General features: G+C 69.6%; 23 protein-coding genes. 15 read left to right on the top strand and 8 right to left on the bottom strand.

What is annotated here, in order from left to right; translation table 11 throughout:
• Positions 1-156: 156 nt before the first annotated feature.
• The 3 genes from F4558_RS19240 to dapF are packed head-to-tail and all read left to right on the top strand — an operon-like array spanning position 157 to position 2,685.
• Positions 157-906 (top strand): class III extradiol dioxygenase subunit B-like domain-containing protein, encoded by a 750-nt coding sequence (locus F4558_RS19240; RefSeq protein ID WP_167945389.1) that lies wholly within the window; start codon positions 157-159, stop codon positions 904-906.
• 8 nt (positions 907-914) lie between these two features.
• Entirely contained in the window at positions 915-1,826 is a 912-nt protein-coding gene (gene miaA / locus F4558_RS19235; RefSeq protein ID WP_209274414.1) for a tRNA (adenosine(37)-N6)-dimethylallyltransferase MiaA, read from the top strand.
• Positions 1,827-1,833: 7 nt separating this feature from the next.
• A complete protein-coding gene (gene dapF / locus F4558_RS19230; protein WP_167945386.1) occupies positions 1,834-2,685 on the top strand; it encodes a diaminopimelate epimerase in 852 nt (283 codons plus the stop codon).
• A gap of 259 nt (positions 2,686-2,944) precedes the next feature.
• On the opposite strand, the gene F4558_RS19225 is transcribed toward dapF, so the two are convergent.
• Complete coding sequence (locus F4558_RS19225) at positions 2,945-4,411, bottom strand: NAD-dependent malic enzyme (RefSeq protein ID WP_167945384.1); 1,467 nt, start codon at positions 4,409-4,411, stop codon at positions 2,945-2,947.
• A gap of 184 nt (positions 4,412-4,595) precedes the next feature.
• On the opposite strand from F4558_RS19225, the gene hflX reads away from it, so the two are divergent.
• Both hflX and F4558_RS19215 read left to right on the top strand, forming a co-directional pair.
• A complete protein-coding gene (gene hflX / locus F4558_RS19220; protein WP_167945382.1) occupies positions 4,596-6,050 on the top strand; it encodes a GTPase HflX in 1,455 nt (484 codons plus the stop codon).
• Positions 6,051-6,100: 50 nt separating this feature from the next.
• Positions 6,101-7,906: a hypothetical protein gene (locus F4558_RS19215; protein ID WP_167945380.1), complete on the top strand. Its 1,806-nt coding sequence runs from the start codon at positions 6,101-6,103 to the stop codon at positions 7,904-7,906.
• A 133-nt stretch (positions 7,907-8,039) separates the two neighbouring features.
• Here F4558_RS19215 and lexA read toward each other — a convergent pair whose 3' ends face one another.
• The gene (gene lexA / locus F4558_RS19210) at positions 8,040-8,825 is read right to left on the bottom strand and encodes a transcriptional repressor LexA (RefSeq protein ID WP_167945379.1); all 786 of its coding nucleotides are present in this window, start codon (positions 8,823-8,825) and stop codon (positions 8,040-8,042) included.
• A gap of 607 nt (positions 8,826-9,432) precedes the next feature.
• Between lexA and nrdR the strand changes: the two genes are divergently transcribed.
• The 3 genes from nrdR to F4558_RS19195 all read left to right on the top strand — a co-directional run bounded on the left by nrdR (position 9,433) and on the right by F4558_RS19195 (position 13,725).
• Entirely contained in the window at positions 9,433-9,936 is a 504-nt protein-coding gene (gene nrdR / locus F4558_RS19205; protein WP_053657503.1) for a transcriptional regulator NrdR, read from the top strand.
• 59 nt (positions 9,937-9,995) lie between these two features.
• On the top strand, positions 9,996-12,881 hold the full coding sequence (locus F4558_RS19200; RefSeq protein WP_053657533.1) for a vitamin B12-dependent ribonucleotide reductase: 2,886 nt from the start codon (positions 9,996-9,998) through the stop codon (positions 12,879-12,881).
• Between the two features lie 163 nt (positions 12,882-13,044).
• Complete coding sequence (locus F4558_RS19195; RefSeq protein ID WP_053657501.1) at positions 13,045-13,725, top strand: hypothetical protein; 681 nt, start codon at positions 13,045-13,047, stop codon at positions 13,723-13,725.
• A gap of 234 nt (positions 13,726-13,959) precedes the next feature.
• Here F4558_RS19195 and F4558_RS19190 read toward each other — a convergent pair whose 3' ends face one another.
• From F4558_RS19190 to F4558_RS19180, 3 genes are all read right to left on the bottom strand, one after another.
• On the bottom strand, positions 13,960-14,766 hold the full coding sequence (locus tag F4558_RS19190) for an LLM class flavin-dependent oxidoreductase (RefSeq protein WP_053657499.1): 807 nt from the start codon (positions 14,764-14,766) through the stop codon (positions 13,960-13,962).
• A 787-nt stretch (positions 14,767-15,553) separates the two neighbouring features.
• Entirely contained in the window at positions 15,554-15,910 is a 357-nt protein-coding gene (locus F4558_RS19185; protein ID WP_053657496.1) for a nitroreductase/quinone reductase family protein, read from the bottom strand.
• 216 nt (positions 15,911-16,126) lie between these two features.
• Positions 16,127-17,295 (bottom strand): IS3 family transposase gene (locus F4558_RS19180; protein ID WP_167945377.1). Its coding sequence is split into 2 segments (ribosomal slippage): positions 16,127-17,008 and positions 17,011-17,295, totalling 1,167 coding nucleotides; the frame shifts between segments, so codons are not numbered across the junction.
• A 42-nt stretch (positions 17,296-17,337) separates the two neighbouring features.
• Between F4558_RS19180 and F4558_RS19175 the strand changes: the two genes are divergently transcribed.
• A complete protein-coding gene (locus F4558_RS19175) occupies positions 17,338-17,511 on the top strand; it encodes a hypothetical protein (RefSeq protein WP_245241346.1) in 174 nt (57 codons plus the stop codon).
• A gap of 28 nt (positions 17,512-17,539) precedes the next feature.
• Complete coding sequence (locus F4558_RS19170) at positions 17,540-18,175, top strand: DUF4291 domain-containing protein (RefSeq protein WP_053657530.1); 636 nt, start codon at positions 17,540-17,542, stop codon at positions 18,173-18,175.
• A gap of 24 nt (positions 18,176-18,199) precedes the next feature.
• Here F4558_RS19170 and F4558_RS19165 read toward each other — a convergent pair whose 3' ends face one another.
• Positions 18,200-19,231 carry a saccharopine dehydrogenase family protein gene (locus F4558_RS19165; RefSeq protein ID WP_167945376.1) on the bottom strand — a complete coding sequence of 344 codons (1,032 nt, stop codon included), beginning with the start codon at positions 19,229-19,231 and terminating at the stop codon, positions 18,200-18,202.
• A gap of 146 nt (positions 19,232-19,377) precedes the next feature.
• On the opposite strand from F4558_RS19165, the gene F4558_RS19160 reads away from it, so the two are divergent.
• Positions 19,378-20,280 carry a helix-turn-helix domain-containing protein gene (locus F4558_RS19160; protein ID WP_197281585.1) on the top strand — a complete coding sequence of 301 codons (903 nt, stop codon included), beginning with the start codon at positions 19,378-19,380 and terminating at the stop codon, positions 20,278-20,280.
• A 102-nt stretch (positions 20,281-20,382) separates the two neighbouring features.
• Here the strand turns inward: F4558_RS19160 and F4558_RS19155 are convergent, their stop codons facing one another.
• Positions 20,383-20,850, bottom strand: a complete 468-nt coding sequence (locus tag F4558_RS19155) for a hypothetical protein (RefSeq protein WP_082377563.1) — start codon at positions 20,848-20,850, stop codon at positions 20,383-20,385.
• Positions 20,851-21,025: 175 nt separating this feature from the next.
• On the opposite strand from F4558_RS19155, the gene F4558_RS19150 reads away from it, so the two are divergent.
• Entirely contained in the window at positions 21,026-21,967 is a 942-nt protein-coding gene (locus F4558_RS19150; protein ID WP_053657489.1) for an AEC family transporter, read from the top strand.
• 210 nt (positions 21,968-22,177) lie between these two features.
• Complete coding sequence (locus tag F4558_RS19145; RefSeq protein WP_053657487.1) at positions 22,178-22,882, top strand: hypothetical protein; 705 nt, start codon at positions 22,178-22,180, stop codon at positions 22,880-22,882.
• Here the strand turns inward: F4558_RS19145 and F4558_RS19140 are convergent.
• Positions 22,862-24,103 carry a hypothetical protein gene (locus tag F4558_RS19140; RefSeq protein ID WP_053657485.1) on the bottom strand — a complete coding sequence of 414 codons (1,242 nt, stop codon included), beginning with the start codon at positions 24,101-24,103 and terminating at the stop codon, positions 22,862-22,864. The two genes, F4558_RS19145 and F4558_RS19140, sit on opposite strands and share 21 nt — an antisense overlap.
• 167 nt (positions 24,104-24,270) lie before the next feature.
• Here F4558_RS19140 and F4558_RS32225 point away from each other — a divergent pair, with 167 nt between their 5' ends.
• Positions 24,271-25,026 (top strand): GNAT family N-acetyltransferase, encoded by a 756-nt coding sequence (locus F4558_RS32225; RefSeq protein WP_167945374.1) that lies wholly within the window; start codon positions 24,271-24,273, stop codon positions 25,024-25,026.
• A gap of 27 nt (positions 25,027-25,053) precedes the next feature.
• Complete coding sequence (locus F4558_RS19130) at positions 25,054-25,782, top strand: hypothetical protein (protein WP_053657481.1); 729 nt, start codon at positions 25,054-25,056, stop codon at positions 25,780-25,782.
• Positions 25,783-25,797 lie beyond the last annotated feature (15 nt).

Here is a 25,797-nt window from a genome sequence, read left to right as displayed (position 1 = left end):
GCCGCCACGGCGCAGCCAAGTTACTTCCGGCATTGTCACAGGTCCGACCCGGTCCGCGTCGAGCGCCTATCGCCGACCGTGACCATACGGTGTCCTAGGGCCCGATTGACCGGATCGGCGCGGAGACGCACCGGTGATTCCCGCTACGGTGAACAGGTGCCACTGGTCGCCGCTGCCGTCTGCCCCCATCCGCCCCTGCTCGTGCCCGAGGTGGCCGGTGCCGCCGCGCCGGAGTTGGACGACCTGCGGGCGGCCTGCGAGACCGCCGTACGCCGACTGGTGGCCGCGAACCCGGACACTGTGGTGCTGCTCGGCGCCGGCCCGGCGTCGGGTCCGATCCGGCCTCCGGCCACCGGGTCGCTCCAGCCCTGGGGTGTCGATCTGGACGTGCCGCTGGTCCCCGGTCAGCCGGACCGGGGCGCGGTGCTGCCGCTGAGCCTGACCATCGGCGCGTGGCTACTGAACCAGCACGCCGCGTCACAGCCGAACCACCACGCCGCGTCACTGCCGGCCGGCGCACGAGTGACAGCGGTGCAGGTGACCGCCGACGCCGGTCCGGCCGAGCTGGCCGCGCTCGCCGAGGACGTCGCCGCCGCCGGTGACCGGGTCGCGCTGCTGGTGCTCGGCGACGGGTCGGCCTGCCGCGGCGAGAAATCCCCCGGGTACGACGATCCACGTGCCCTCGCGTACGACAAGCGGGTCGCGACGGCCCTGGCCGGGGCGGACCTGGACGGTCTGCGTGGCCTCGACCCGGGGTTGTCGGCGCAGCTCAAGGTCGCCGGCTGGGCGCCCTGGCAGGTGCTCGCCGGAGCCGCCCGGTTGGCGGGCGGGTGGCGGGGGGAGCTGCTGTACGAGGCGGCGCCCTACGGCGTGGCCTACTTCGTGGCGTCCTGGGAGCAGGTGTGAGCGGCGGCATGGCCGGCACGGTCGTGGCGGTGGTCGGGCCGACCGCGGCGGGCAAGTCGGCGCTCAGCATCGCGTTGGCGCACGCCCTGGGCGGTGAGGTGGTCAATGCGGACTCGATGCAGCTCTACCGGGGCATGGACATCGGCACCGCGAAGCTGACTCCCGCCGAGCGGGAAGGGGTGCCGCACCACCTGCTCGACATCTGGGAGGTCGCCGAGCCGGCCAGTGTCGCGGAATACCAGCGGTTGGCCCGCGCGGCGGTGGACGACATCCTGGCCCGGGGGCGGGTGCCGCTGCTGGTCGGCGGCTCAGGGCTGTACGTGCGGGCCGTGCTGGAGCGTTTCGAGTTCCCCGGCACCGACGCGGCGCTGCGCGAACGGCTGGAACGGGAGTTGGCCGAGGCTGGCCCGGCACCGCTGTACGCGCGGCTGCGCGCCGTCGACCCGGCCGCCGCCGAGGGGATCCTGCCCGGCAACGGTCGCCGGATCGTCAGGGCGCTGGAGGTGATCGAGTTGACGGGTGCGCCGTTTGCGGCGTCGCTGCCGGAGCCGACGCCGTACTACAGGTCGGTGCAGATCGGGGTCGACCTGGACACCGGTCTGCTGGACGAGCGGATCGCCACGCGGGTGGACCGGATGTGGGCAGATGGCCTGGTGGCCGAGACCCGGGAGTTGCTGGGTCGAGGGCTTGCCGAGGGGCGTACGGCCAGCCGGGCGCTCGGCTATCAGCAGGTGTTGCGGTTGTTCGCAGGTGAGCTGACCGAGGCGCAGGCGCACGACGAGACGGTGCGGGCCACCCGCCGCTTCGTCCGCCGTCAGCGTTCCTGGTTCCGGCGCGACCCGCGGGTCCAGTGGCTGGATTCCTCGAGGTCGGACGTGATCGAGGCCGCCCTGGGTGTGCTGCCCGCCGCTGCGCGATGATGGGTGTGTGCAGTTCACCAAGGGCCACGGCACCGGCAACGACTTCGTCCTCCTCCCCGACCCGGACGGTCAGCTCGACCTGACTCCAGGGCTGGTCGCGGCGCTCTGCGACCGGCGGCGGGGCATCGGCGCGGACGGGGTGCTGCGGGTGGTCCGGGCCGCCAAGCATCCGGACGGCGCCGGGCAGGCCGGCGAGGCCGAGTGGTTCATGGACTACTGGAACGCCGACGGCTCGTTCGCCGAGATGTGCGGCAATGGTTCGCGGGTGTTCGTCCGTTACCTGGTCGACAACGGGCTTGTGACTCCGACCGGCGAGGCGTTGCCGGTGGCCACCCGGGCCGGCGTGGTGCGCGCGCTGATCGAGGGGGACACGGTCGCCGTCGAGATGCGCCGCCCCCGGCTGTACGACGACTCCACCGCCACCCTCGGCGGCCGGACGCTGCCCGGCACGGCAGTGGACGTCGGCAACCCGCACCTGGTCTGCGTCCTGCCGGCCGACCTTGAGTTGGGCGCGCTGGACCTCACGACCGCGCCCGGTTTCGACCCGGCTGTCTTCCCGGCCGGGGTCAACGTGGAGTTCATCGTGGCCGGCGAGCCGGTCGACGGCGTCGACGAGCACACCCTCATGCGGGTGTACGAGCGCGGCAGCGCGGAGACGCTCTCCTGCGGCACCGGCGCGTGCGCGGTGGCCGCCGTGGCCCTGCGTGACGCGGGCCGGGGCGCCGGAGTGGTCGCCGTCGACGTCCCCGGTGGCCGGGTCACGGTCACCGTCACGGAGGATTCCTGCTGGCTGTCCGGTCCGGCGCTGCTGGTGGCCACGGGCGAGGTCGACCTGGGCGCGCTCCTGGCCGCTGCCTGACTCCGCGCTGGAGCGGACGGTCCGTCGGCCGCTGCCTGCTGTGGTCGGCCCGCTGCCTCGCTGCGGTCGGCCCGGCGCGCGTCGGCTTCCCCGGAGGGCCACCATGCCCCCTTTGCGCTGCTTCAACGGACGCAACGGCCGGCGTCCGATAGTCGGACACCGGCCGTTGCGGTGGTTGAAGCAGAGCAAAGGACGCGCGACGACCACCCGGCACGGTTGTCGTCGCCGCGCCGACCACAGGCGGCGCTACATCCACCGCTCAGGGGGTGGCGCTGGCGTTGGCCGCGATCTCCGGAAGGTCGGCGGGGCCGGGGTCCGCGGCGGGGAGCGGGCTGGGGTTGTTCGCGGCGGCACGAACGGCGGCGGCGACCGCCGGGGCGACCCGAGCGTCGAAGACGCTCGGCACGATCACCGTCGGGTTGATCTTCTCTTCACCGACCACGTCGGCGATGGCCTGGGCGGCGGCGATCGCCATCTCCTCGGTGAACTCCTCGGCGTGCGCGTCGAGCATGCCGCGGAACACGCCGGGGAAGGCGAGCACGTTGTTGATCTGGTTCGGCTGGTCGGAGCGGCCGGTGGCGACCACCGCGGCGTGCTTGCGTGCCTCCCGGGGGTCGACCTCCGGGTCCGGGTTGGCAAGCGCGAAGACGATCGAGTCCTTGGCCATCTGCGCGACGTCGTCGCCGGTGAGCAGGTTCGGCGCGCTGACCCCGATGAAGACGTCCGCGCCCCGGATCGCGCCGGGCAGGTCGCCTGCGTAGTTCTCCTTGTTGGTGTTGTCCGCCAGCCACTGCCAGGCCGGGTTGAGCCCGGTCAGCCCTCGGTGCAGAGCGCCGTCCCGGTCGTACGCGATGATGTCGCCGACGCCCTGGCGCAGCAGCAGCTTCATGATGGCGGTGCCGGCCGCGCCGGCCCCGGAGACCACGACCCGGACGTCCGCGAGATGCTTGCCCACGACGCGCAGGGCGTTGGTCAGCGCGGCCAGCACGCAGATCGCGGTGCCGTGCTGGTCGTCGTGGAAGACCGGAATGTCCAGCGCCTCGCGCAGCCGGGCCTCGATCTCGAAGCAGCGCGGCGCGGCGATGTCCTCCAGGTTGATCCCGCCGTACGCGGGCGCGATCGCCTTGACGATGGCCACGATCTCGTCGGTGTCCTGGGTGTCCAGCACCACCGGCCAGGCATCCACCCCGCCGAAGCGCTTGAACAGCGCGGCCTTGCCCTCCATCACCGGCAGCGACGCGGCCGGGCCGAGGTTGCCCAGGCCCAGCACCGCCGAACCGTCACTGACGACCGCGACGGTGTTGCGCTTGATCGTCAGCCGCCGTGCGTCCGCCGGGTTCTCGGCGATCGCCATGCAGACCCGGGCAACCCCAGGGGTGTACGCCCGGGACAGCTCGTCGCGGTTGCGCAGCGCGACCTTCGAGGTGACTTCGATCTTGCCGCCGAGGTGCAGCAGGAACGTCCGGTCGGACACCTTGCGCACGTCCACGCCGTCCAGCGTCCTGAGCGCGTCGACCACCTGGTCGGCGTGTTTGGCGTCGGCGGTGTCGCAGGTGAGGTCGACGATCACGTGGGTCGGGTCCGAGTCCACCACGTCCAGAGCCGTGACGATCGCCCCGGCCTCGCCGACCGAGGTGGTGAGCCGGCCGATCGAGGAGGCGTCCGCGGTCACGGCGATCCGGATGGTGATCGAAAATCCGGCGCTCGGCAGTCGGGTGATGGCCACGGGATCCCTCCGTCACGGCTGTACGGCCGGTCGACCGTCGCCCCGCATTTCTACCGGGTTGGCGGGGCACTCTGGCATTCGCCCCCACTTTTGGCGAGCTTCAGCACGGGCATATAGCAGGTGCATTGGGCGTTGTCTCATGTCAGGATTACGTTCTACTTATCAAATCGGACAGGAGAACCGCTTGCGAGACCAGGAGACCTTCGTCGGCGTCGAGGACGAGTTCGACGACGTCACCACCGGTGAGATGGAGCTGTCGGAGCGGCAGTCCCTCCGACGCGTCCCGGGCCTGTCTACCGAGCTCACCGACGTCACCGAGGTGGAATACCGGCAGCTGCGGCTGGAGCGGGTCGTCCTGGTGGGCGTCTGGACCGAGGGCACGGTGACCGATGCGGAAAATTCCCTGACCGAGCTGGCCGCGCTTGCCGAGACGGCGGGCTCGCAGGTGCTCGAGGGGCTGATCCAGCGCCGCTCACGGCCCGACCCGGCCACCTACATCGGTCGCGGCAAGGTCGACGATCTCGGCGCTGTGGTGCTCTCCACGGGCGCCGACACTGTCATCTGTGACGGTGAGTTGTCCCCGTCGCAGCTGCGCAACCTGGAGCAGCGCACCAAGGTCAAGGTTGTCGACCGGACGGCGCTGATCCTGGACATCTTCGCCCAGCACGCCAAGAGCAAGGAAGGTAAGGCGCAGGTCGAGCTGGCCCAGCTCCAATACCTGCTGCCCCGGCTGCGTGGTTGGGGTGAGACGTTGTCCCGGCAGACCGGTGGGTCCGGTCGCGGCGGCGGCGCCGGCGGCGGCGTGGGCGTGCGTGGTCCCGGTGAGACCAAGCTGGAAACCGACCGGCGACGCATCCGCCACCGCATCTCCCGGCTGCGCCGCGAGATCAAGAGCATGAAGACGGTACGCGTGACCAAGCGCTCCCGCCGTTCCCGCAACGCGATCCCCGCGGTGGCCATCGCCGGCTACACCAACGCCGGCAAGTCCAGCCTGCTCAACCGGCTCACCGGCGCGGGCGTTCTGGTGGAGAACGCCCTCTTCGCCACGCTGGACCCGACCACCCGTAAGGCCACCGCCTCCGACGGGCGGCTCTACACGCTCTCCGACACCGTCGGCTTCGTACGCCACCTGCCGCACCAGATCGTCGAGGCGTTCCGCTCGACGCTGGAGGAGGTCGCGGAAGCGGATCTGGTGGTGCACGTCGTCGACGGCACCCACCCGGATCCTGAGGAGCAGGTGCGGGCGGTCCACGAGGTGCTCGCCGAGGTAGGCGCGGACCGGCTCCCCGAGCTGCTGGTGGTCAACAAGACCGACGCGGCCGACGAGGACACGCTCCTGCGACTCAAGCGGCTCTGGCCGGACGCGATCTTCGTGTCGGCGTACTCCGGGCGGGGCATCGACGGCCTGCGTGAGGCCATCGAGGCGCGGTTGCCGCAGCCTGCCGTGGAGGTCCGGGCGATCCTGCCGTACGACAGGGGTGACCTGGTGTCACGGGTGCACCGGAGCGGTGAGGTGCTCAGCACCTCGCACCTGGCGGAGGGCACGTTGCTGCACGTACGGGTCAGCGCGGCGCTCGCCGCCGAGCTGGCGCCGTTCGACGTCGAGAGGCAGGGGCAGGCTGCCGTCAGCCTGCCCTGACCGATCCCGGCGTCATCCACCGGAAACGCTCGGCATGCGACACTGGCCGAATGCGCCGCGTCGTTTCCTCGGCCACGGTTGCCCTCGGCCTGCTCGGGGCAACCGTGGCGCTTGCCGGAGTGGCCGTTGCTGCTCCCGCACCCGGGCAGTCCGAGCCGCCCGCCGTCACTCCCGGTAAGAAGCGGTGCACGGTCACAGACGAGCGGCTGCGGGAGTTGTCCGGGCTGGTGGCGACCAAGTCCGGCTACATCGTCATCAACGACAGCACCGAGATCGCGGCGCGTAAGCGGGTCTTCTTCCTCGACAGCAAGTGCAAGATCGCGAAGGAGCCCGTCCAGTATTCCGGCGCTGGCCCCTTCGACACCGAGGACCTGGCGCTCTCCCCGGACGGTAAGACCCTCTGGATCGCCGACACCGGCGACAACATCACCGCGAAGGAACGCCGTAAGCGGGTGGCGCTCTGGTCGATGCCTGTCACCGGCGCCAAGCAGCCCGTGTTGCACCGACTCTCGTACCCGGAGGGCAAGCCGCACGACGCCGAGGCCCTCCTCATCGGCGACGACGGCAAACCGCTGATCATCACCAAGGTGACAAAGGGCAAAGCCGAGATCTACACCCCCGCGGCGGCCCTGAAGACCGGTGACACCGAGCCGGTGCCGATGCGCAAGGCCGGCGAGATCGCACTGCCCGCGACGGAGACCGACAACCCGCTCAACACGTTCGGCCGGGTCGCGATCACCGGCGCGGCCCGCTCCCCGGACGGCACCAAGGTCGTCCTGCGGACGTATGCCGATGCCTTCGAGTACGACGTGTCCGGCGGTGACATCGTCGGCGCGGTCACGACCGGAAAGCCGCGGGTGACTCCGCTGGCCGATCCGTTCGGCGAGGCGATCAGTTACTCCCCGGACGGCAAGAGCTTCCTTACCGTCTCCGACGGCGGTCAGTTCAGCGAGGACGACCCGGTCGACATTCTCGCCTACACGCCGTCCACCTCGACGGCTGCGCCGCTGGCGGCGGCCGGTGCCGCGAAGCCCGCGGCCTCGCAGTCCTGGTTCGACGGGCTGAGCCTCGACGAGATCACCTACCTGGTCGGCGCCGTCGGGCTTGTCGGCCTGCTGCTTGTCGGCGCGGGCATCTTCGGCATCGTGCGGGCCCGCCGCCGGCCGCTGGCCGCCGGGTCCGAAAAATCGGATCCGGACGGCGACCCCCTCGACCCGGTTCCGGGGCGTGGCGACGGCGACGGTCGTCCGGCAGGCGACGAGCGTCGGGGCGGCGTCTACGGCGGCGGCGCACCGGCGGGCGGCGCGGTCTACGGGGCCGGAGCGGCCCGTGGTGGGGCGGCGCCGGCGGCCGGAGCGGTGTACGGCGGTGGGCGTCCCGCAGCGGCCGACAACGGCGGCTACGGTGCTCCTCGACCGGGCGGCGGTGCCGCTGGCGGTGGTGCCGGTGGTGGCGGCGTCTACGGCGGCGGCGGTCGTCCTCCGGGTGGCGGCGGTCGGCCCGGCGGCGGTGTCTACGGCGCTGGCGGCGGCCAGCCCGGCGGTGGTCGGGGCGGCAGTCAACCCGGCGGTGGCCGAGGTGCTGGCCAGCCGGGCAGCGGTCGAGGTGGCGGTCAGCCCAGTGGCGGCAGGGGTGGTGGCCAGCCTGGCGGTGGCCGTGGTGGCAGTCAGCCCAGTGGCGGTCGGGGCGGTCAGCCCGGCGGTGGTCGTGCGGAGCCTCCGCGGCGTGGCGGGCAGGAGCAGCCGGACTATCGGGGTCAGCGGCCCGCCCGCAGGCGCGACGACGAGGCGCCCATCGACCCGTACGGGCAGCATCCGGGTGGCCGTCGCGGCCCCCACCGAGGCGACCGCTACTGACGGCTCGGAGCCTGCGCGACGCGCGAACGGTCGCAAGATGGTGCTCGGTCGAGGGGCAACGCGTGCGCTCGACCGTGACGCGACGCGCGAACCGTCGCGGGTGAGCGCCGTGGGGCACTCACCCGCGGGCCGGTCAGATCCGGCGTAGCACCGCCACGACCCGGCCCATGATGGTGGCATCGTCACCGGGGATCGGGTCGAAGGCTGGGTTCTGCGGCATCAGCCAGACGTGGCCGTCGCGCCGCCGGTAGGTCTTGACGGTCGCCTCGCCGTCGAGCATGGCGGCCACGATCTCGCCGGAGTCGGCGGTCGGCTGCTGCCGGACGACCACCCAGTCGCCGTCGCAGATCGCCGCGTCGAGCATCGAGTCGCCCTTGACCTGGAGCATGAAGACCTCGCCCTCACCCACCAACTCGCGGGGGAGGGGGAAGATGTCCTCCACGGCCTGTTCGGCGAGGATCGGCCCACCGGCGGCGATCCGTCCGAGCATCGGCACGTACGCCGGTGTCGGCCGTTGGGCGCGTGACAACTCGTCGTCGATGGCCTCGCTGGGGGCCCGGACGTCCACCGCGCGCGGCCGGTTGGGGTCGCGGCGCAGGAAGCCCTTCTTCTCCAGTTCCTTGAGCTGGTAGGCGACGCTGGACGGCGACACCAGGCCGACCGCCTCGCCGATCTCGCGAACGCTGGGCGGGTAGCCGTGGTGCTCCACCCAGGTGCGGATGAACTCCAGGATGCGACGCTGGCGGGCGGTCAGGTCGACCGTCGCGGGGTCGGGAAAGGCGCTGACCACCGGCGTGACCGGGCGCACGGCGGGCTGACCCGTCCGGCTGCGCGCGGCGCTGCGGCGTCGGGTGGCCGGCGGGCCCGCCTCGGTGATCTGCTGCGGGCTCTTCGGCCGGCTAGCCCGGTCCTCGGTCACGTCCGTCCTCCCTGGTCGGCGCTGGGTGCCTCGTCGGCTCGTGGTGCGTGCGGGGTGCTCTAACAGTGGTGCTCGAACGCTCGTGCTCGAATGGTGCCGTGCGCCGGGTGCTGAAGATCCAACGCGCCCGGCTGTTCCTGACCGTATAGGTGAGATCGGTCATTTTCAAACATCTGTACGACCTCTCACCGGCGTGTCGGGGTGAAAAACCACTCCGGTCGTACGGATGTTCTGATAAATGGTACGTCGGGTAGCACGGATGTTCGAACAGCGACCGTTTTCCGGGCGACTTCAGCCGGCTGGCCGGTAACCGGGTCGGGGTCGCGGCGTTGGGTCTTCCGGCGGGGGCGGTGGGTGCGGATGACCGGATGGTCCGTGACGCGCCGGACACGCCGGTCAACTTGACCCGAGTACGCCAGCGACATACGGTCGACCCCTAGATGTAGTAGTGACACGGGCGTAAGTTGCCCACAGGTTGGGTTCGACTACCGACCGCACTCCCGCAGCGCCGGCCACGGCGGGCGTCAGCTCCAGCTGGCACCGCCGGGTCGAGTCGTGCCCGGAAGTGCCCGCTACGCCGTGGTTGATCATGATTAGGAGGTAGGCGATGCGGTGTCCGTACTGCCGACACGCCGACTCCCGGGTGGTCGACTCGCGGGAGGCCGACGACGGCCAGCTCATCCGGCGGCGGCGGTCCTGCCCCGAGTGCGGCAAGCGGTTCACCACGGTCGAGGAGGCGGTCCTCGCTGTCGTCAAGCGCAGCGGGGTGACCGAGCCGTTCAGCCGGACGAAGATCATCGGCGGGGTGCGCAAGGCGTGCCAGGGCCGGCCGGTCGACGAGGACTCGATCGCGTTGCTGGCCCAGAAGGTCGAGGAGACCGTGCGGGCCAAGGGTGCGGCCGAGATCCCCAGCCACGATGTGGGGTTGGCCATCCTGGGCCCCCTGCGGGACCTGGACGAGGTGGCGTACCTGCGGTTCGCCAGCGTCTACCGGTCCTTCGACTCGCTTGCCGACTTCGAGCAGGAGATCGAGACATTGCGCGCCGCCGCCCGCGCCCGTGCGGGCGCGGCGGAGGCCGGGGCGGCGGGGACCGCCGGCCGTACCAACTGAGGTTTGTGTTCTGACAGGTGGACGCGCGGCGTGGCCGCGCGGACGAGGGGGCGGATGAGATGTCGGGGGATGGTGTGACGACAAGCAGGTCACGTAGCAAGGCCGGCGCGAGCGCGGGGCTGAAGATCGAGCGGGTGTGGACGACCGAGGGGGTCCACCCGTACGACGAGGTCGCCTGGGAGCGTCGCGACGTCGTGATGACGAACTGGCGGGACGGCTCGATCAACTTCGAGCAGCGCGGCGTGGAGTTCCCGGAGTCGTGGAGCGTCAACGCGGCGAACATCGTGACCACCAAGTACTTCCGGGGCGCGGTGGGGACCCCGGAGCGCGAGTGGTCGCTCAAGCAGCTGATCGACCGGGTGGTCACCACCTACCGCACCGCCGGTGAGGAGTACGGCTACTTCGCCAGCCCCGCCGACGCCGAGGTCTTCGCCCACGAGCTGACCTGGATGCTGCTGAACCAGGTGTTCAGCTTCAACTCGCCGGTCTGGTTCAACGTCGGTACGCCGTCGCCGCAGCAGGTCAGCGCGTGCTTCATCCTCGCCGTGGACGACTCGATGGATTCCATCCTCGACTGGTACAAGGAAGAGGGGTTGATCTTCAAGGGCGGCTCCGGTTCCGGCGTCAACCTGTCGCGGATCCGCTCGTCCCGTGAGCTGCTCTCCTCCGGTGGCACCGCCTCCGGCCCGGTCAGCTTCATGCGCGGCGCTGACGCGTCCGCAGGCACCATCAAGTCCGGCGGCGCGACCCGGCGGGCGGCCAAGATGGTCATCCTCGACGTGGACCACCCGGACATCGAGGAGTTCGTGATCACGAAGGCGCGCGAGGAGGACAAGATCCGCGCGCTGCGGGACGCCGGCTTCGACATGGACCTCGGCGGCTCCGACATCGTGAGCGTGCAGTACCAGAACGCCAACAACTCGGTGCGGGTCTCCGACGAGTTCATGACGGCCGTGCAGAACGGCGGCGGCTTCGACCTGCGCGGCCGGCTGGACGGCTCGGTGATCGACACCATCGACGCCAAGAAGCTGTTCCGCACCATCTCCCAGGCCGCGTGGGAGTGCGCCGACCCGGGCCTGCAGTACGACGACACGATCAACGACTGGCACACCTGCCCGGAGACCGGCCGGATCACCGCGTCGAACCCGTGCTCGGAGTACCTGCACCTGGACAACTCCTCGTGCAACCTCGCCTCGCTCAACCTGATGAAGTTCCTCCGCGCCGACGGTGGCTTCGAGGTGGAGAAGTTCGTCAAGTCCGTCGAGTTCGTCATCACCGCGATGGACATCTCGATCTGCTTCGCCGACTTCCCGACCGAGAAGATCGGCGAGACCTCCCGCGCCTACCGGCAGCTGGGCATCGGCTACGCCAACCTGGGCGCGCTGCTGATGGCCACCGGCCAGCCGTACGACTCGGACCAGGGTCGCTCGGTCGCCGCGGCGATCACCTCGCTGATGACCGGCACCGCGTACCGCCGCTCGGCCGAGCTGGCCGGCGTCGTCGGCCCGTACGACGGCTACGCCCGCAACGCCGAGCCGCACAAGCGGGTCATGCGCAAGCACGCCGCCGCGAACGACGAGATCAAGCCCACCAGCCCGGTGGCCACCGCTATCGTCCGCGAGGCGACCAAGCAGTGGACCCAGGGCAACAAGATCGGTGACCGCAACGGCTGGCGTAACTCGCAGGCCAGCGTCCTCGCGCCGACCGGCACCATCGGCTTCATGATGGACTGCGACACGACCGGTGTGGAGCCGGACCTGGCGCTCGTCAAGTTCAAGAAGCTTGTCGGCGGCGGCTCGATGCAGATCGTCAACCAGACGGTCCCGCGCGCGCTGCGCAGCCTCGGCTACCCCGAGGAGCAGGTCGAGGCGATCGTCGAGCACATCGCCGACAACGGCCACGTGGTGGACGCCCCCGGCCTCAAGCCGGAGCACTACGCGGTGTTCGACTGCGCGATGGGGGAGCGGTCCATCGCTCCGATGGGCCACGTGCGGATGATGGCGGCGATCCAGCCGTTCGTCTCCGGCGCCATCTCCAAGACGGTAAACATGCCGGAGGCGGCCACCGTCGAGGACGTCGAGAAGATCTACTTCGAGGGCTGGAAGCTCGGCCTCAAGGCGCTGGCGATCTACCGCGACAACTGCAAGGTCGGCCAGCCGCTCTCGGTGGCGAAGAACAACAAGGCCACCGAGCCGGCCGCCGTCGAGGCCGCACCGGCCGCTGTGGAGAAGGTCGTCGAGTACCGCCCGGTGCGCAAGCGCCTGCCCAAGAAGCGCCCGTCCGAGACGGTCAGCTTCTCCGTCGGTGGCGCCGAGGGTTACCTCACCGCGTCGTCCTACCCGGACGACGGCCTCGGCGAGGTCTTCCTCAAGATGTCCAAGCAGGGCTCGACCCTGGCCGGCGTGATGGACGCGTTCTCGGTGGCCATCAGCATCGGCCTCCAGTACGGCGTGCCGCTGGAGACGTTCGTCAGCAAGTTCACGAACATGCGCTTCGAGCCGGCCGGCATGACCGACGACCCGGACGTGCGCATGGCGGCGTCGGTGATGGACTACATCTTCCGTCGCCTCGCACTGGACTTCCTGCCGTACGAGCGCCGCGCCGAGCTGGGCATCTTCACCGCCAGCGAGCGGGCCGCCCAGCTGCGGGCCGAAGCCGACGCGGAATCCGCAGGGGTCACCGGGGCTGAGCTCACCGCGATGGCATCGTCCGCGCCGGTGGAGGCTCCGGCCAAGCCGGAGGCCGTCGCCCAGCCGGCCCAGGAGATGGCCGACGTGGCCGCCGCCAAGCCGGCGCCGAGCGTGGGTTCCAGCACCGAACTGCTGGAGGCCGTCATCGGCAAGGCCGCCGACGCACCGCTGTGCTTCACCTGCGGTACGAAGATGCGCCCCGCCGGTAGCTGCTACGTCTGCGAGGGCTGCGGCTCCACCAGCGGCTGCAGCTGACGTACGCGATCAGTGCTGCCCCGGCCTCCTGCGAGGTCGGGGCAGCGCCGTTTCCAGGCTCTTCCAGCCCTGGGAGCGTGCAGAGGTGGGCGCCCGGCCAGCGGCTATGAGCGTGCATTCTCACCGAGTCTCGCGTGTCGGTGCTTCGGCGTAGGTTCAGCGAGTGACCGTGTACGACATCGCTGCCAGGCTGCCCTCCATCGACGTGCTGCGGGACCGCTGCAAGGCACTCGCCGTGCTGGAGTGCATCGTCGACGAGGGCGAGCCCTACTACGCCTACACCCGATCTTGGGGTGACGACGAGGCGGCACTGATGAGCAACGGCAGCGGCGACGAGTGGACAGTGGTGTTCACCGCCGATGGCGCCTTCATCCGCGTGTTCGACCATGAGTCGGCGATGACGCCCTATCGCGATCCGGACCACGAGCTGTGGCCCGGACTGCTCGACGGTCTCCCGGCGGTGTTCCGTCCGCAGATCGAGGAACCAGCGTTCGGCGACGAGGAAGGCCAGTTCGTCGCCACCGCTGTCCTGTGGCGGCTCTCCGGTGACGACCGGTGGCACGCCGGCGAAGCCATCACGTTCCCCGCGCTTCGCGGACCGTACGACAGCAACGCCCCGGACGGCTCTGATCTGCTCGAGATCCTGCTCGACGACATCGTCGATCGGTACGTCACGTTCGCCGAGGACTACTACGAGATCGAGGTCGACCCGGCGGTGGTCGAGCACGTCGTCGCGCACCGTCCGCTTACTGACGCAGTCGTGCAAGCTTTGAACCCGAAGGCAACCGTTTTCGGGCTCCACACGGACATCGCCGCGATGAGATATCCGATCGGGGCGACGTGACACCAGGCGCAGACCCGGATCGCCTCGGCTGCATGCTGGTCGCTCACCGTATCCGGCCGGTCAGCCAGGTCACGCGGATCGCGGCATGAGCGGATGTTGCTCACCTTACCGACGGGTTTCATAGTGGAAGCTCGCTTCCGGCAGAGCGTTGAGGACCGTGACGATGGTGTCGCCTTCCTTAGGTGTCGGCTCTCCGGACCGGCGTGTTCGCCGTCGTCATTCCTCGGCGGCGAACTACCGTCCGCCTAGCTTGGCCACGACTGGAGCGAACGTGTCGGCGAAGTCGGCGCCGATGACGAAGTAAGAGAAGCCGATCTCTTCCCGTCGCCGCTGAATCTCCTCGGCGGCGGCCGCCGGATCCTCCGGAAGCGTGACCAACGAGTCCGCCGCGCGAGCGGCGGCAGTGTCGGTGTCGGGAGGCGCCATGTACGGCGCGACCCGGTCGCCGATGACCGACACGGCATTCGCGAGCTCGACGTCGCGGACGGCGCGCAGGTCGCGTGCCAGCCGCGTGACCTCGGCCCGGGACTCATCTGGCGCCTGCACGAAGGTGACCGTGTCGGCGACCTCGGCCGCCAGCGCCCGAGCCTTCGGACCGCGGACGGCCATCGCCACCGGCGTGTGCCGGTCGGGGCCGTCGAAATCTTGCAGCCTCCGGACGGTCTCGCGTATCCGGGCCAGCCGCTCGTGCGGCGGGACGGCCGGCATTCCCTTGTCGCGGAGCTCGTCATCGATTCCTGGCCGGCCGGTGCCGATGCCCAGCTCGAAGCGTCCGTCGGTGAGCTGCGACAGCGAATGCGCCTCCCACGCCGTCAGCCAGGCCGGGCGTAGCGGGGAGGCGTACACCCATGTGCCCACTCGCAAGTCGGTCAGGGCCGCGGCGGTGGCCAACGTGGGACCCGGCGCCGGTTGCAGCAGCGGGAAATCCGGCATCAGCAACGTCGAGTAGCCGCTGTCGTCGATGCGGCGCACCTGGGCCAGCCACGTCGGCAGGTCAGTACTGAGCGGGGCAACGACCCCGAAGCGAAGCGGTCTCGTCATGCCTGGAATCCCCTCTGTGGTCGGGCGAGATCATCTGCGCCCGCGGTCAAGGTATGGGCCGCGGATCCCCCCGGAAATCATCGGTGCAGCCGGGATCGTCGACACGCTCCTGCGAACGCTCCGAATCTTGCCAGCTTCGCGCGTTGCTCAGCTACGGCCAGACGCCATGTAAGCGGAGATTCCCTCACTCTCATCGGCAGAAGCGGATGTGCCCTACACCCGGTTCTGGCTGGCTGGTAACCGAACGTCACTGGCGGAACCAGTCCGGCGTGGCGTGCCGATAGGTGCCACCGGATCAGCCGTCTTCGTCGCCCTCGGTTGGGCGTGGTGGGCGATTGTGCTTAGCCCACTCGTCCACCTCGTCCGCGTCCCAGATAGTCGTTCCGATCAGGCGGGCCATCGGCTCAGGGAAGCCGGGTCGGCGGGTGATATGCAGTACCCGCTGCCTCGACACGTTGAACAGGCCAGCCAACTCGCCAGGCCCGTACAAGCGTGGTCGCTTCACAGCCTGATCGTAGGTGCGCGCTGGGCTGCCAGCCGCACTGGAACGGCGACAGCAACGAGGAGGACGGCCGTCGCCAGTCTCAGCTGGACGTTTCCAGGGCGGTGATCGAACCGCAGGGCTTGACCGGCGCGGCCCGTCGCTATGAATCCTTGTCAGGTCGGTGAACGCATCCGACCTCGACGTGGGCACCGTTGCCGCCACTGAAGGCTCTTGCGCCACCCCGAGTGCACGGCACGCCTCCTACTCCTGGCGCCTCGCGCATGTCCGTGAAGTCGGGCGGTGTCAGTCGAATTCGATCTCCACCAGAGGGCTTCCGGCGATCCAGCTTTCCAAGCTTCCGGCCCAGTCCAGGGTCGGGACGATCTCGCCGAGCACGAGTGCCCGCTCGTCCGGGTCGGTCACGGGACGCCCTCGCACCTGCACATCCAGGCCGGCCAGATGCAGCGTGAACTTGGGATGCGTGAGCACATTGGCGTACCAGTCACGTGCTCCCGGGCTCCCCGTGAGCCAGTAGCGGCCGCTGGCCTGATAGCGCCATATCTCCATCCTTCTCGGCTGACCGCTCCGCCGCCCGGTCGTGGTGATGTCCACAGTGCGCTGCCGCTCCAGAGCCTGTCGTGTCTCGTCCGTCACCGTCATGTGCACATGCTCGGACCTTGAGTGGGCTTCAGGTCAAGGCCGTGGGCAAGAGGCGGTTGGTAGCCGGCCAGGGGAGATGCGAGGCTCGCCGCGTGACTTCTCCCCTTGCGCGTCGCGTCTACGAAACGTGCCACCTGACCGGGTCGTTCCGCCTGCGCTCCGGTCAGACCAGCGACGAGTACTTGGGTCTGCTGCACCGATAGGTGACAGTTTCAGTCACGCAGCCTGACTGGCCGGTGGGGTCATGATGGTCTCGTACTCGATAGGGGTCAACCGGGTCAGGGATCGTTGGCGTCGACGGCGGTGGTAGGTCCGCTCGATCCAGGTCACGATCGCGGTCCTGAGCTGTTGCCGGGTCGTCCAGGTTCGGCGGTCGAGGACGTTGTTTTGTAGCAGGCCGAAGAACGATTCCATGGCGGCGTTGTCGCCGGCGGCGCCGACTCTGCCCATCGACCCGGTCACGTGGTGCTGGTTGAGGGCGTGGACGAATGTCCGGCTTCGGAATTGCGACCCGCGGTCGGTGTGCAGCACGCAGCCGGCCACGTCACCACGGCGGGCTACGGCGTTGTGCAGGGCGTTGACGGCCAGCCTCGACTTCATCCGTGAGTCGATGGAGTAGCCGACGATCCGGTTGGACCACACGTCCTTGATCGCGCACAGGTAGAGCTTGCCTTCGGCGGTGCGGTGTTCAGTGATGTCGGCCAACCACAACCGATTCGGGCCGTCGGCGGTGAAGTCGCGGCGCACCAGATCGTCGTGCACTGGCGGACCGACCTTGCCGCCCTTGCCCCGACGCTTGCGCTTGCTGAACGCGCTGAACCAGCCCATGCCAGAGCAGATTCTCCAGGCGGTGCGCTCGACCATCGGCTGGCCGGCAGCGCGGGCCTCATCGGCCAGGAACCGGTAGCCGAACTCCGGGTCATCGCGATGGGCGTCGAACAACGCGTCCGCCCGATACGCCGCAGCCAGTTCAGCGTCGGCGACCGGCTGGGCGAGCCACCGGTAGTAGGGCTGACGAGCGATGTTCAATACCCGGCACGTCACCGCCACGGGGATCCCGTCGGCGGCCAGCTCGCTCACGAGCGGGTAGAGCTTTTTCCCGGCAGGTTCGCCTGCGACAAGTACGCCGCGGCCCGGCGCAGGACCTCGTTCTCCTGCTCCAGCAGCTTGATCCGCTTACGGGCCTCCCGCAACTCGGCTGACTCGCTGCCACTGACACCCGGTCTGGTCCCGGCGTCTACGTCGGCCTGGCGCAGCCACTTGAACAACGTCATCGGATGAACTCCGAAGTCCTTCGCGATCTGCTCGATCGTCACGCCCGGATCACGGTCACGGGCCACCCGCACGACGTCATCGCGGAACTCTCGGGGGTAGGGCTTGGGCACAGCGACATCCTTCCAGCCCGCCACCAGGGCAAGCCATCTCAGATGTCACCTATCGGTGCAGCAGACCCCTTCGACAAGTACCTGTTCGAGGCGCAGCCCGGTCTGCTGCGCGAGGTGGCCGAGGCGATGGTCGCCCTGCTGCCCGAGTGTGACGCGCTTGCGGGGATGGAGATGGGTGGCATACGTCGCGACCTGGAATCCTCCCTGCTGGCCTGACAGCCGCACGATCGGTGATGATCAGATGATGTCCGTTCCCGCCCGCCAGATCCGCGCCCGCTACTCGGCCGACACCATCACCGTGTACCAGGCGTATCCCCCACAGATAGCGCTGCCGGCGGTGGCGGCCGGCCGTTTCGTGGCCCCCTTCAAGCGGGACCGGATGACGTGGATCAAGCCCTCGTTCCTGTGGATGATGTATCGCTGCGGCTGGGCCACCAAGCCAGGGCAAGAGCGCGTGCTGTCCATCGACATCACGCGGGAGGGATTCGAGTGGGCCCTGGCACGAGCCAGCCTGAGTCACTACGACAAAGACCTGCACGGGGACAGGGCAACCTGGTCGCGGCAACTGAAGACCAGCCCCGTACGAGTGCAGTGGGATCCGGAACGGTCACTGCAACTGACGGCGTTGCCGTACCGGTCATTGCAGGTTGGGTTGTCCCGCGAGGCCGTCGACCGGTACGTCGACGACTGGGTTGTTGCCATCACCGACATCACCCCCAGGGTGCACCAGATCCGGAACCTCCTGCGCGGCGGCGACGAACAGGCGGCGACAGCTCAACTGCCTGTCGAGCAGGTCTACCCGCTGCCGGATCAGATCGCTGCCGGTCTCGACGCCAGCCCTGACACCACCCGAAAAGTGCCCGAGCAGCACGCACAGTGATGGCGTTTACCTACCCGCCGAGGTCTAGGCCGGCGTGTGGACGGTGAGGTGGGCGGACAGGGCGTCGAGGAAGTCAGGAGCGTCGAATATCGCGCCGGCGGAGGCGACGCCGGTGGTCCGGGTGCGACCGGTGAGAATGCGGTCGACCGCCTCCACGGCGAGTGGTGCACTGACTGCGTAGATGTCCTGACCGGTGGCGCTCAGGCGGCGTTGCGTGCCGCCGGAGCGGACGAGGACGTCAACGATGAAGGTCTGCGCGGAGCGTCCGCGGTCGTCGACGGCGCTCGGGGCCGTGGGATCCCCAGACAGCAGGTCCGAGGCTGCTTCGGTGGTCATATAGGTGCGCACCTGCGGGATGGCCAGATGGCTGGGGATGGTGACGACGTCGGCCATAGTGAACTCGCTGATGACGCTTCGGGTGCCGAGCGGCACCGGGAAGGGCCAGTCCACTGTCGGCGGCGTCTCGTCGTGGTACTGCAGCTGAGCGTTGGCGTAGCGGACGCAGCGGCCGCCGCGTCGCTGTGACGAGACCGCGCCGGAGTCCAGCGTGCCGCCGGTGGGGTGCCAGCTGCTCAGGCCATAGGCGATGTGCGCTTCGTCCGCCGACGTCCAGTCGCCCATCGCGGTGGTGACCAGCAGGTCGCCGAGGCCGCCGAAGAAGGCCATCGCCGGCAGTACCGCGATGCGCGCGGCGTGGGCGCGCTGCGCGAAGTCCGTGAACGTGTCGACGTTCGCTTCGATCTCGGCTGCCACGTCGACGTAGGGGATGCCGGCGCGCAGTGCCGCCTCGATGACGGGGCCCGCAGTGGTGGCGAACGGCCCGGCTGTGTTGATCACCGCGTCTACGCCGTCCAGCGCTCGATCGAGCAGAGTCGGGCTGTCGACCGTCGCGTACCGCTGTGGTGAGCCCGGGAAGGCTTGCGCAAGGGCTTGCAGTTTGTCCTGGTCCCGGCCGAGCAGTAGCGGGGTGTAGCCGCGTTCGCGCAGCTCGGCGGCTACGAAACGGCCAGTGTGTCCGTACGCGCCGTAGACCGCGATGTTTCGACCCGTTGCCATAGCGTGCCCCTGTGTTCGAAGTGGTCTGCTGCTGAAGATCGTTCCTCGGCTGATTGAAGCCGGCCAGTGTCTGGAACGACATGACCCGTACAATTCCGGACGTGACTTCCTCCCCGCGTTCTGTCGCGCTTGCCGCCACCGAGGGGATGCTGCAATTCGAGCTGGCGCTGGCCTACGAGATCTTCGGTACGCGGCCGGACGCAGTGCCCGGACCCTGGTACGACGTCCGGGTGTGCGGCACACACAGCGTCCGGCTCGGCCGGTTCCTGCTGGAGCCGGACTGCGGGCTGGACCGTCTGGCAGACGCCGACACCGTGATCGTCCCGGGCCTGGCGGACATCAACCAGGACCCGCCGGCCGAGCTGGTCGAGGCGGTACGCGCGGCCCACAAGGTCGGCGCGCGGGTGGTCTCCCTGTGCACTGGCGTGTTCGTGCTCGCCGCCGCCGGTCTGCTTGATGGGCTGCGCGCGACCACCCACTGGGCGCACACCGACACTCTCGCCGCGCGGTATCCCCTGGTGACGGTCGACCCGGATGTGCTCTACGTCGACAATGGCAGTGTGCTCACCTCGGCGGGCAAGGCCGCGGCGATGGACCTGTGCCTGCATCTGGTCCGACGCGACTACGGCGCAGCGGTCGCCAATATCGCAGCCCGCCGCCTGGTCGTGCCGCCGCATCGAGCAGGCGGCCAGGCCCAGTTCGTCACGACCCCCGTGCCGGCCCAGGACGAGCACGCCCTGGCCGACCTGCTCCCCTGGGTGATGCGGCGACTGGATCAGCCACTCACTGTGGAGGATCTGGCCCGCCAGTCGAACATGAGCTCGCGCCATCTGACCCGGCACTTCCGGTCGGTCACCGGCACCACCCCGCTGCAGTGGCTGCTGACGCAACGGATCCGCCGAGCACAGGAACTGCTGGAGAGCACAAACGACAGCGTCGATGCCATCGCCTCAGCGGCCGGCATGGGCACCGCGACCACCTTGCGCCGCCACTTTCACCGCACCGTCGGCGTGCCACCGGACACCTACCGCCAGACATTCCGGGCGTAAGGCAGTAGTTTCGACGGCCCGGAACTCACCGACGGCCACGGCTGATGACCGGCCCGGGCGACCGGCGATAAATAGCACCGGTCGCTCTTGATGCCCCTGAGGTCAGTAGTGCGCAAGGACCTGCGCAACGGGGTGACCGAGTACTGCGGACACCTCGGCGAGTTCCTGTGCATCAAGCTCGTACTTGGCGCGCGTCGGGTTCATGGCGCTCACTTCGAAGCGGGCGAAGCCGACTGGCCAGTCATAGTGAAGAGTGTTCAGCGGAACCGTCGCCTCGCAGCAGGGAACCGTCACGTCCAGCTCATCGAAGCTCTCGCCGTTCTCCTCGATCAGGTCGAAGAGCCACTCCAGGTCGATGTCGCTGGCACAGCGCGGACATGTGACACGGTTGGTGTTCTCGCCCGCGTCGATGAGTGTGACGTGGTCGTAGAACTCATATTCGACATGCTCGACGTCATCGCCCGGCCCCGAGAAAAGTCCTGTGACGTAGGCCGTAGCTGCGGCGGCAGCCTCGGGAGTCGGCTGCCAGTGCAGGTCGGTCGGAATCAGGCGGATGTATCCGTCGCTCACGGCGCTCATGATGCCTGATGGCGCCTCCGGCGAGGTAGGCAGTGATCCCGGACAGGTTCGTGCGATGGGCGGAATGTTTGCGCGTACCGGACGGGATGCGAGGCTGAGCTCGTGCTTCCCGACTCGTACGCCCGCCATTCCCTGAGCCGGCGCGACGCCCGCCGGTGACGCCCGTATGAGCCTGATGTCGGCGTTCGCGCCGATCTGGATCCTCACCGCTGTCGGCTACGCGGCCTGCCGTTGGGGCCTGCTGGGCGAGGCGGCGGCCTCGGTGCTCGGCCGGTTCGTGTTCCACCTCGCGATGCCGGCAGCCCTGTTCCTGGCCCTGTCCCGAATGCCGCTTTCCGGGTTCGCCAGCCGATCGCTGCTCGCCTTCGGGTTGAGCACTGCCGCGGTCGTCGGGTTCGGGTGGGTCGGCGCGAGTTGGCTGTTCGGTCGCAGGACCGGCGAACAGCCGATCTGGGGCATGGCCGCCGGGTACGTGAACTCGGCGAACCTCGGCATCCCGATCGCAACGCAGGTTCTCGGCACCGTGTCGTTCCTGGCGGAGGTGGTGCTGCTGCAGGTGCTTGTGGTGACGCCCGTGATCCTGGTCGCCCTGGACCGGCACACCGATCCGGCCGGGCGGGTTCGGGTCCGCCGTATCGCCTCCCTGCCGGTACGCAACCCGGTGATCCTGGCGTCGCTGCTCGGTGTCGCGTGCTCGGCTGCCGGCCTGCATCTGCCGTCGGCGGCCGCCGCGCCGCTCACCCTGCTGTCGGGCGCCGCGGCTCCGGCCGCCCTGGTCGCGCTCGGCGCGTCGCTGCACCCCACGGCGCCGTCGCGGGCCGAACCGGCAGAGCTGGCCGAGCCGCCCGAGTTGGCCGAACTGGCCGTGATCACCGCGCTGAAGCTCGTCGCACAGCCGGTCATCGCGTACGCGGCCGGGCTTGCCCTGCACCTGTCCGCGCCGCAGTTGCTCGCCGTGGTGGTGTGCGCGGGCCTGCCGACAGCGCAGAACACGTTCATCTACGCCCAGGAGTACGGCGTCGGCGAGGCGGTGGCCAACCGGGCGGTGGTGGTGACCACGACGCTGTCGCTGGTCACCCTGGCCGCCGCAGCGGCGTTGCTCGGGTAGTGACCCGCCCACCAGTCATCGTGGGTCATGCCGACCGTGGTGCTGGCGAGCTGAGACGTAATCAGGATCGATGGACGGCGTCACGGGCTTCTCGCGTCGATGCCGGATAATGCGAATGTGCGACGGGCGTGGGTGAGACCTCTGCTTGTGGCTGTGCTGGTTCTTACGTCCACAATCTCCGGACTTGCGTTACTGCACTGGCTTCGATGGATGCCGGCGACCGAACTCGATCGCATCGACAAGATCTCCAGCGGTTTGGGTCCGCCGATTGCCTTTGCCAGCCTGATCGTGGCGATCGGATCGTGGTGGGCGCAGCGCGCCCACTCACCGTCGTGGACGGTCAGCGAGCAGGAAAAGGCCGTCCACGACCATCTCGCCCGTCGGATGTCTCGGCGCCTGACCGAGGAGGCGAACCGCCGCGAGTTGGAGCCGCCCTACCTGCAACCGATCCGGTGGGCTGGCAAAACCAGATCGGGCAGCGTCCACGATCTCGCCGAGTTCTTCTCGGGCCTCTCCGTGCGTCAGTTGGTCATCCTTGGCGCGGCGGGCAGCGGTAAGAGCTCCATGGCGCTGCGGCTGGCGATCGACCTGCTGGAGGGCGACGCCGACCTGATACCGATGATCTTCCCGGTCTCGTCCTGGGACCGTACGCAGAGCTTGGACGCCTGGCTGGCCGCGGCACTGCTCCGCGATCATCCCGAGCTGGGCGACGCCCGACGCTTCGGCAAGGGGGCCGTCGCATGCGTGGTCGTACACGACTGCTCTCACCTGGTCTGCCACCAACCCTTCGGGAAAGTAGGTCAGCGGCAGGAGTCGTTCAGGCCAGCCTACGCCCCATGGGTAGCACGGCGGGACAAGCTGCTGGTCGGCTCGGGCGGAGGCGAGCAGGCAGGCTCACCGCCGGAGGCCACTTGAGGCGACGGCCGGAAAGGCCCGTCGCACGTCAGCCAGGAACTCGGCCCGCCGGGCGGCGTAGGCGCTGACTGCCGCCCAGAGCGCCTCCAGCGCGGCCTGCAGCGGATCCGACTCGCCAGCGGCCGCAAGCGCCGGCAGTGCCATCGCGACCGGGTCCACCGGGGCGTCGAGAGCTGTGAGGAACGGGTCAGCTGTGCTCCGACCCGCCGGGCGCGCCGATTGCAGAACGAGCCTGACGGACGACGTGCCCTGAATGCGTGTCCGCAGTGCCGCCGGGTCAGCGAATTCGGCGGGTAGCGGCATGCCCCGATCCAGCGCCGTCCACGCCGGCCTCAGCCAGTCGAGGTCCGCGATGCCGGCGACGGTGAAAGCCTGCCGCGCCGCCCAGATCGCGATCCGCCGCTGCGTGACGGCGTCGACGCCAGCCACCCCGTCGACAAGGTCCCGGTCCAGCAGGACGATGCCGAAGATGTTGCCGTGAACCTGCCGGAGCCGTTCACTCGGCGGACGCCCGCCCCAGCGCCGCAGCTCATGCCGCATGCGGTACTCCTGGTCGCGGCGTTCCCGCTCCAACCGCTTGTGCTTCTCAGCCTCGACCTGCTCCCACAGGGTCGGCGGGGACGGCAGCGAGCACGCCCAGGCGTGCCAGTAGGCGGCGGCGCCGCTGGTCTGGCGGAGGATCGCGTCGGCGCGCGTCACGCCGTCACTCGGGCCGCCGCCCGTTGTGCCCTCCGGCCACAAGCACAGCAGGTAGCGGTCCGGCCGTCGATCCAGGTAGGCGTGGCCGTCCTCGTCACGCTCGTCCGGGTCGAGCCCGCCGAACGGGTCGCGCCCCTGGTCCATGCCCATGGCGCAGTACCGCACGCGGTAGACCGGCTGCCAGGTGGCGTCCTGCCCGTCGGAGGTCAACGGCAGCCGGGCAAGAGAGCCTTCACCCCACGGGACCAGGTCGGCCACCGCAGCCTTCGGCAGAAACGACGCCTCCACGACGTCCTCCCACTCCTGCGCTGCCGCCGGCGGCTCGACGTCGTGCAACTCGACAGTGAACCGGACCCGCCCGGAGTGCGTACCGGTCATCAGGAACAGCGCGCCCGGTTGGCCGGCCCCGCAGAGGCCGTTCGCCTGCCCGGCGAACGCCTCGTGCATGTCCGGCAGTTCACGACTCGTCACGTAGATCTGCCCGTAGGCGACCGGGGCCTTGCCGTCGAAGAGAACGCGCATCGACTCATCGTGTCATCGACGAGCGGTCGCCCGCTGCCTCCACAATGCGGCTGATCACCGACTGGTTCGCCCGGACGTATCCGCAGGTCCCGGTGGTCCGGTGGCCGTCCATACGCAGGAGGTACGCTCGTTCGCTGCTGATCCCGAAAGACATGAGAGATGCAGACGTGAACGAGATTGCTGATCGGGTGGCGGCGGCGCAGTTCGACGCCCTCGAAGTCCTCTGCGCGGCCACCCCGAAGGGCTGGTACGCCGAGCGGGGAACAGCGCGCGCCGCCCTCACGTACGCCGATGTCGCGACGCTGAACATGGTCTCCGACACGACTCTGGCGCCGGATCTCCTGTCGCTCGACGAACTGGCGACGGAGGTCAGCGGCCGGGTCCCGCTCTGGTCGATCGTCATTCGAGGTGTGGCGGGTGACGAAATAGCCGATCTGGCGGCCCGGCACGGCCTGGTGGAGCGCAGTGACCTGCCGATGCTTGCCTGCGCCGCGGCCGATGTCGTGTTCACTGCCGACGAGGCGCAGCGGAAGCTGGTACGCCGTGTCGGTGCGGCCGAGAGCGACCTCTACGCGGCGACGCTCGCCGAGGGATTCGAGGCCCCCGTGGACGCCTTCGGCACGCTGATGGGCGGTGGTGTGCTCGACGACGACGCCATAGCGGGCTATCTGGCGGAGGAGCCGGGTCACCCCGCTGGCACCGGTCTCGGAGTGCGGACCGCCGGTGTGGTCGGCGTGTTCAACATCGCCGTCGCTCCGACCGCCCGGGGTCGTGGCCTGGGCCGGGCCATCACCGAGGTAGTGGTGCGCGACGGCTTCGCAGCCGGCGCGGACGCCGCTTACCTGCAATCCAGCGAGATGGGCCGGCCCCTGTACGAGTCGATGGGCTTCCGTCTCGTGGAGACCTGGACGGTGTTCCAGTAACAGCGACCGAACCAACGGGGAGAACCGATGGACTTCAGCGCTGACGTGCGTTCGGCCTTCCGGCGCGGTGAGACCGACGCCGTGGTGCGGATGAGCGAGGCCGAGATCGAGCGGGCGCAGGCGGCCGGCGACCCGGCGGGCGAGGTGGAGGCGCGGTACAGCCTGGCCCGGGTCGCCATCCGTGGCGGCGACCTGCCGGGCGGGGAGGCTCGTGCCCGCGAGGCTCTTGAGGTCGCGCTGCGCTCGGGCGAGCGGAGCCTGGAGGAGCGGCCGAGGCACGTCCTGGTTGGCGTGGCGCGGATGTCCGGTGACCTGGCCCGTGCCCGGGACCTGTATCGGGAGAGCATCGCCCTCAACGAGGCGCTCGACCAGCCGATGACTGTCAACTCCGAGTATCACAACCTGGCGTTCTGCGAGCTGGGCATGGGCAACCTCGACGTGGCGAGGCAACTGTTCGCCGAGGGCCGGGAGCGGGTGTTCCGGAACGACTGGGCCGACTTCGTGCCGTACGTCTGCGTGGCGGATGCCGTGCTCGCCTCGGTCGAAGGTGACCATTCGCGTGCGGCGCGGATGGTAGGTGTCACGGACGCCGCGTTCGCATCACTCGGCCAGGTGCCGGATCCGGACGACGCGGCCGACCTCGCCAAGACCCGTGCCGCCGCGATCGAGGCGCTGGGCCCAGCGGCCTTCGGCGAGGAGTACGCACGGGGTCAGGCCATCGACCCGCGTGCCGCCTTCACCGAAGACCGACGCTGACGCGGGCGCCCTCGA

Origin of the sequence: Micromonospora profundi, from assembly GCF_011927785.1 — a bacterium.
In the GTDB taxonomy this organism is placed as follows: Bacteria; Actinomycetota; Actinomycetes; order Mycobacteriales; family Micromonosporaceae; genus Micromonospora; species Micromonospora profundi.
Note: the sequence above shows the minus strand (reverse complement) of the source record. Positions and strands in the feature narration are given on the sequence as shown.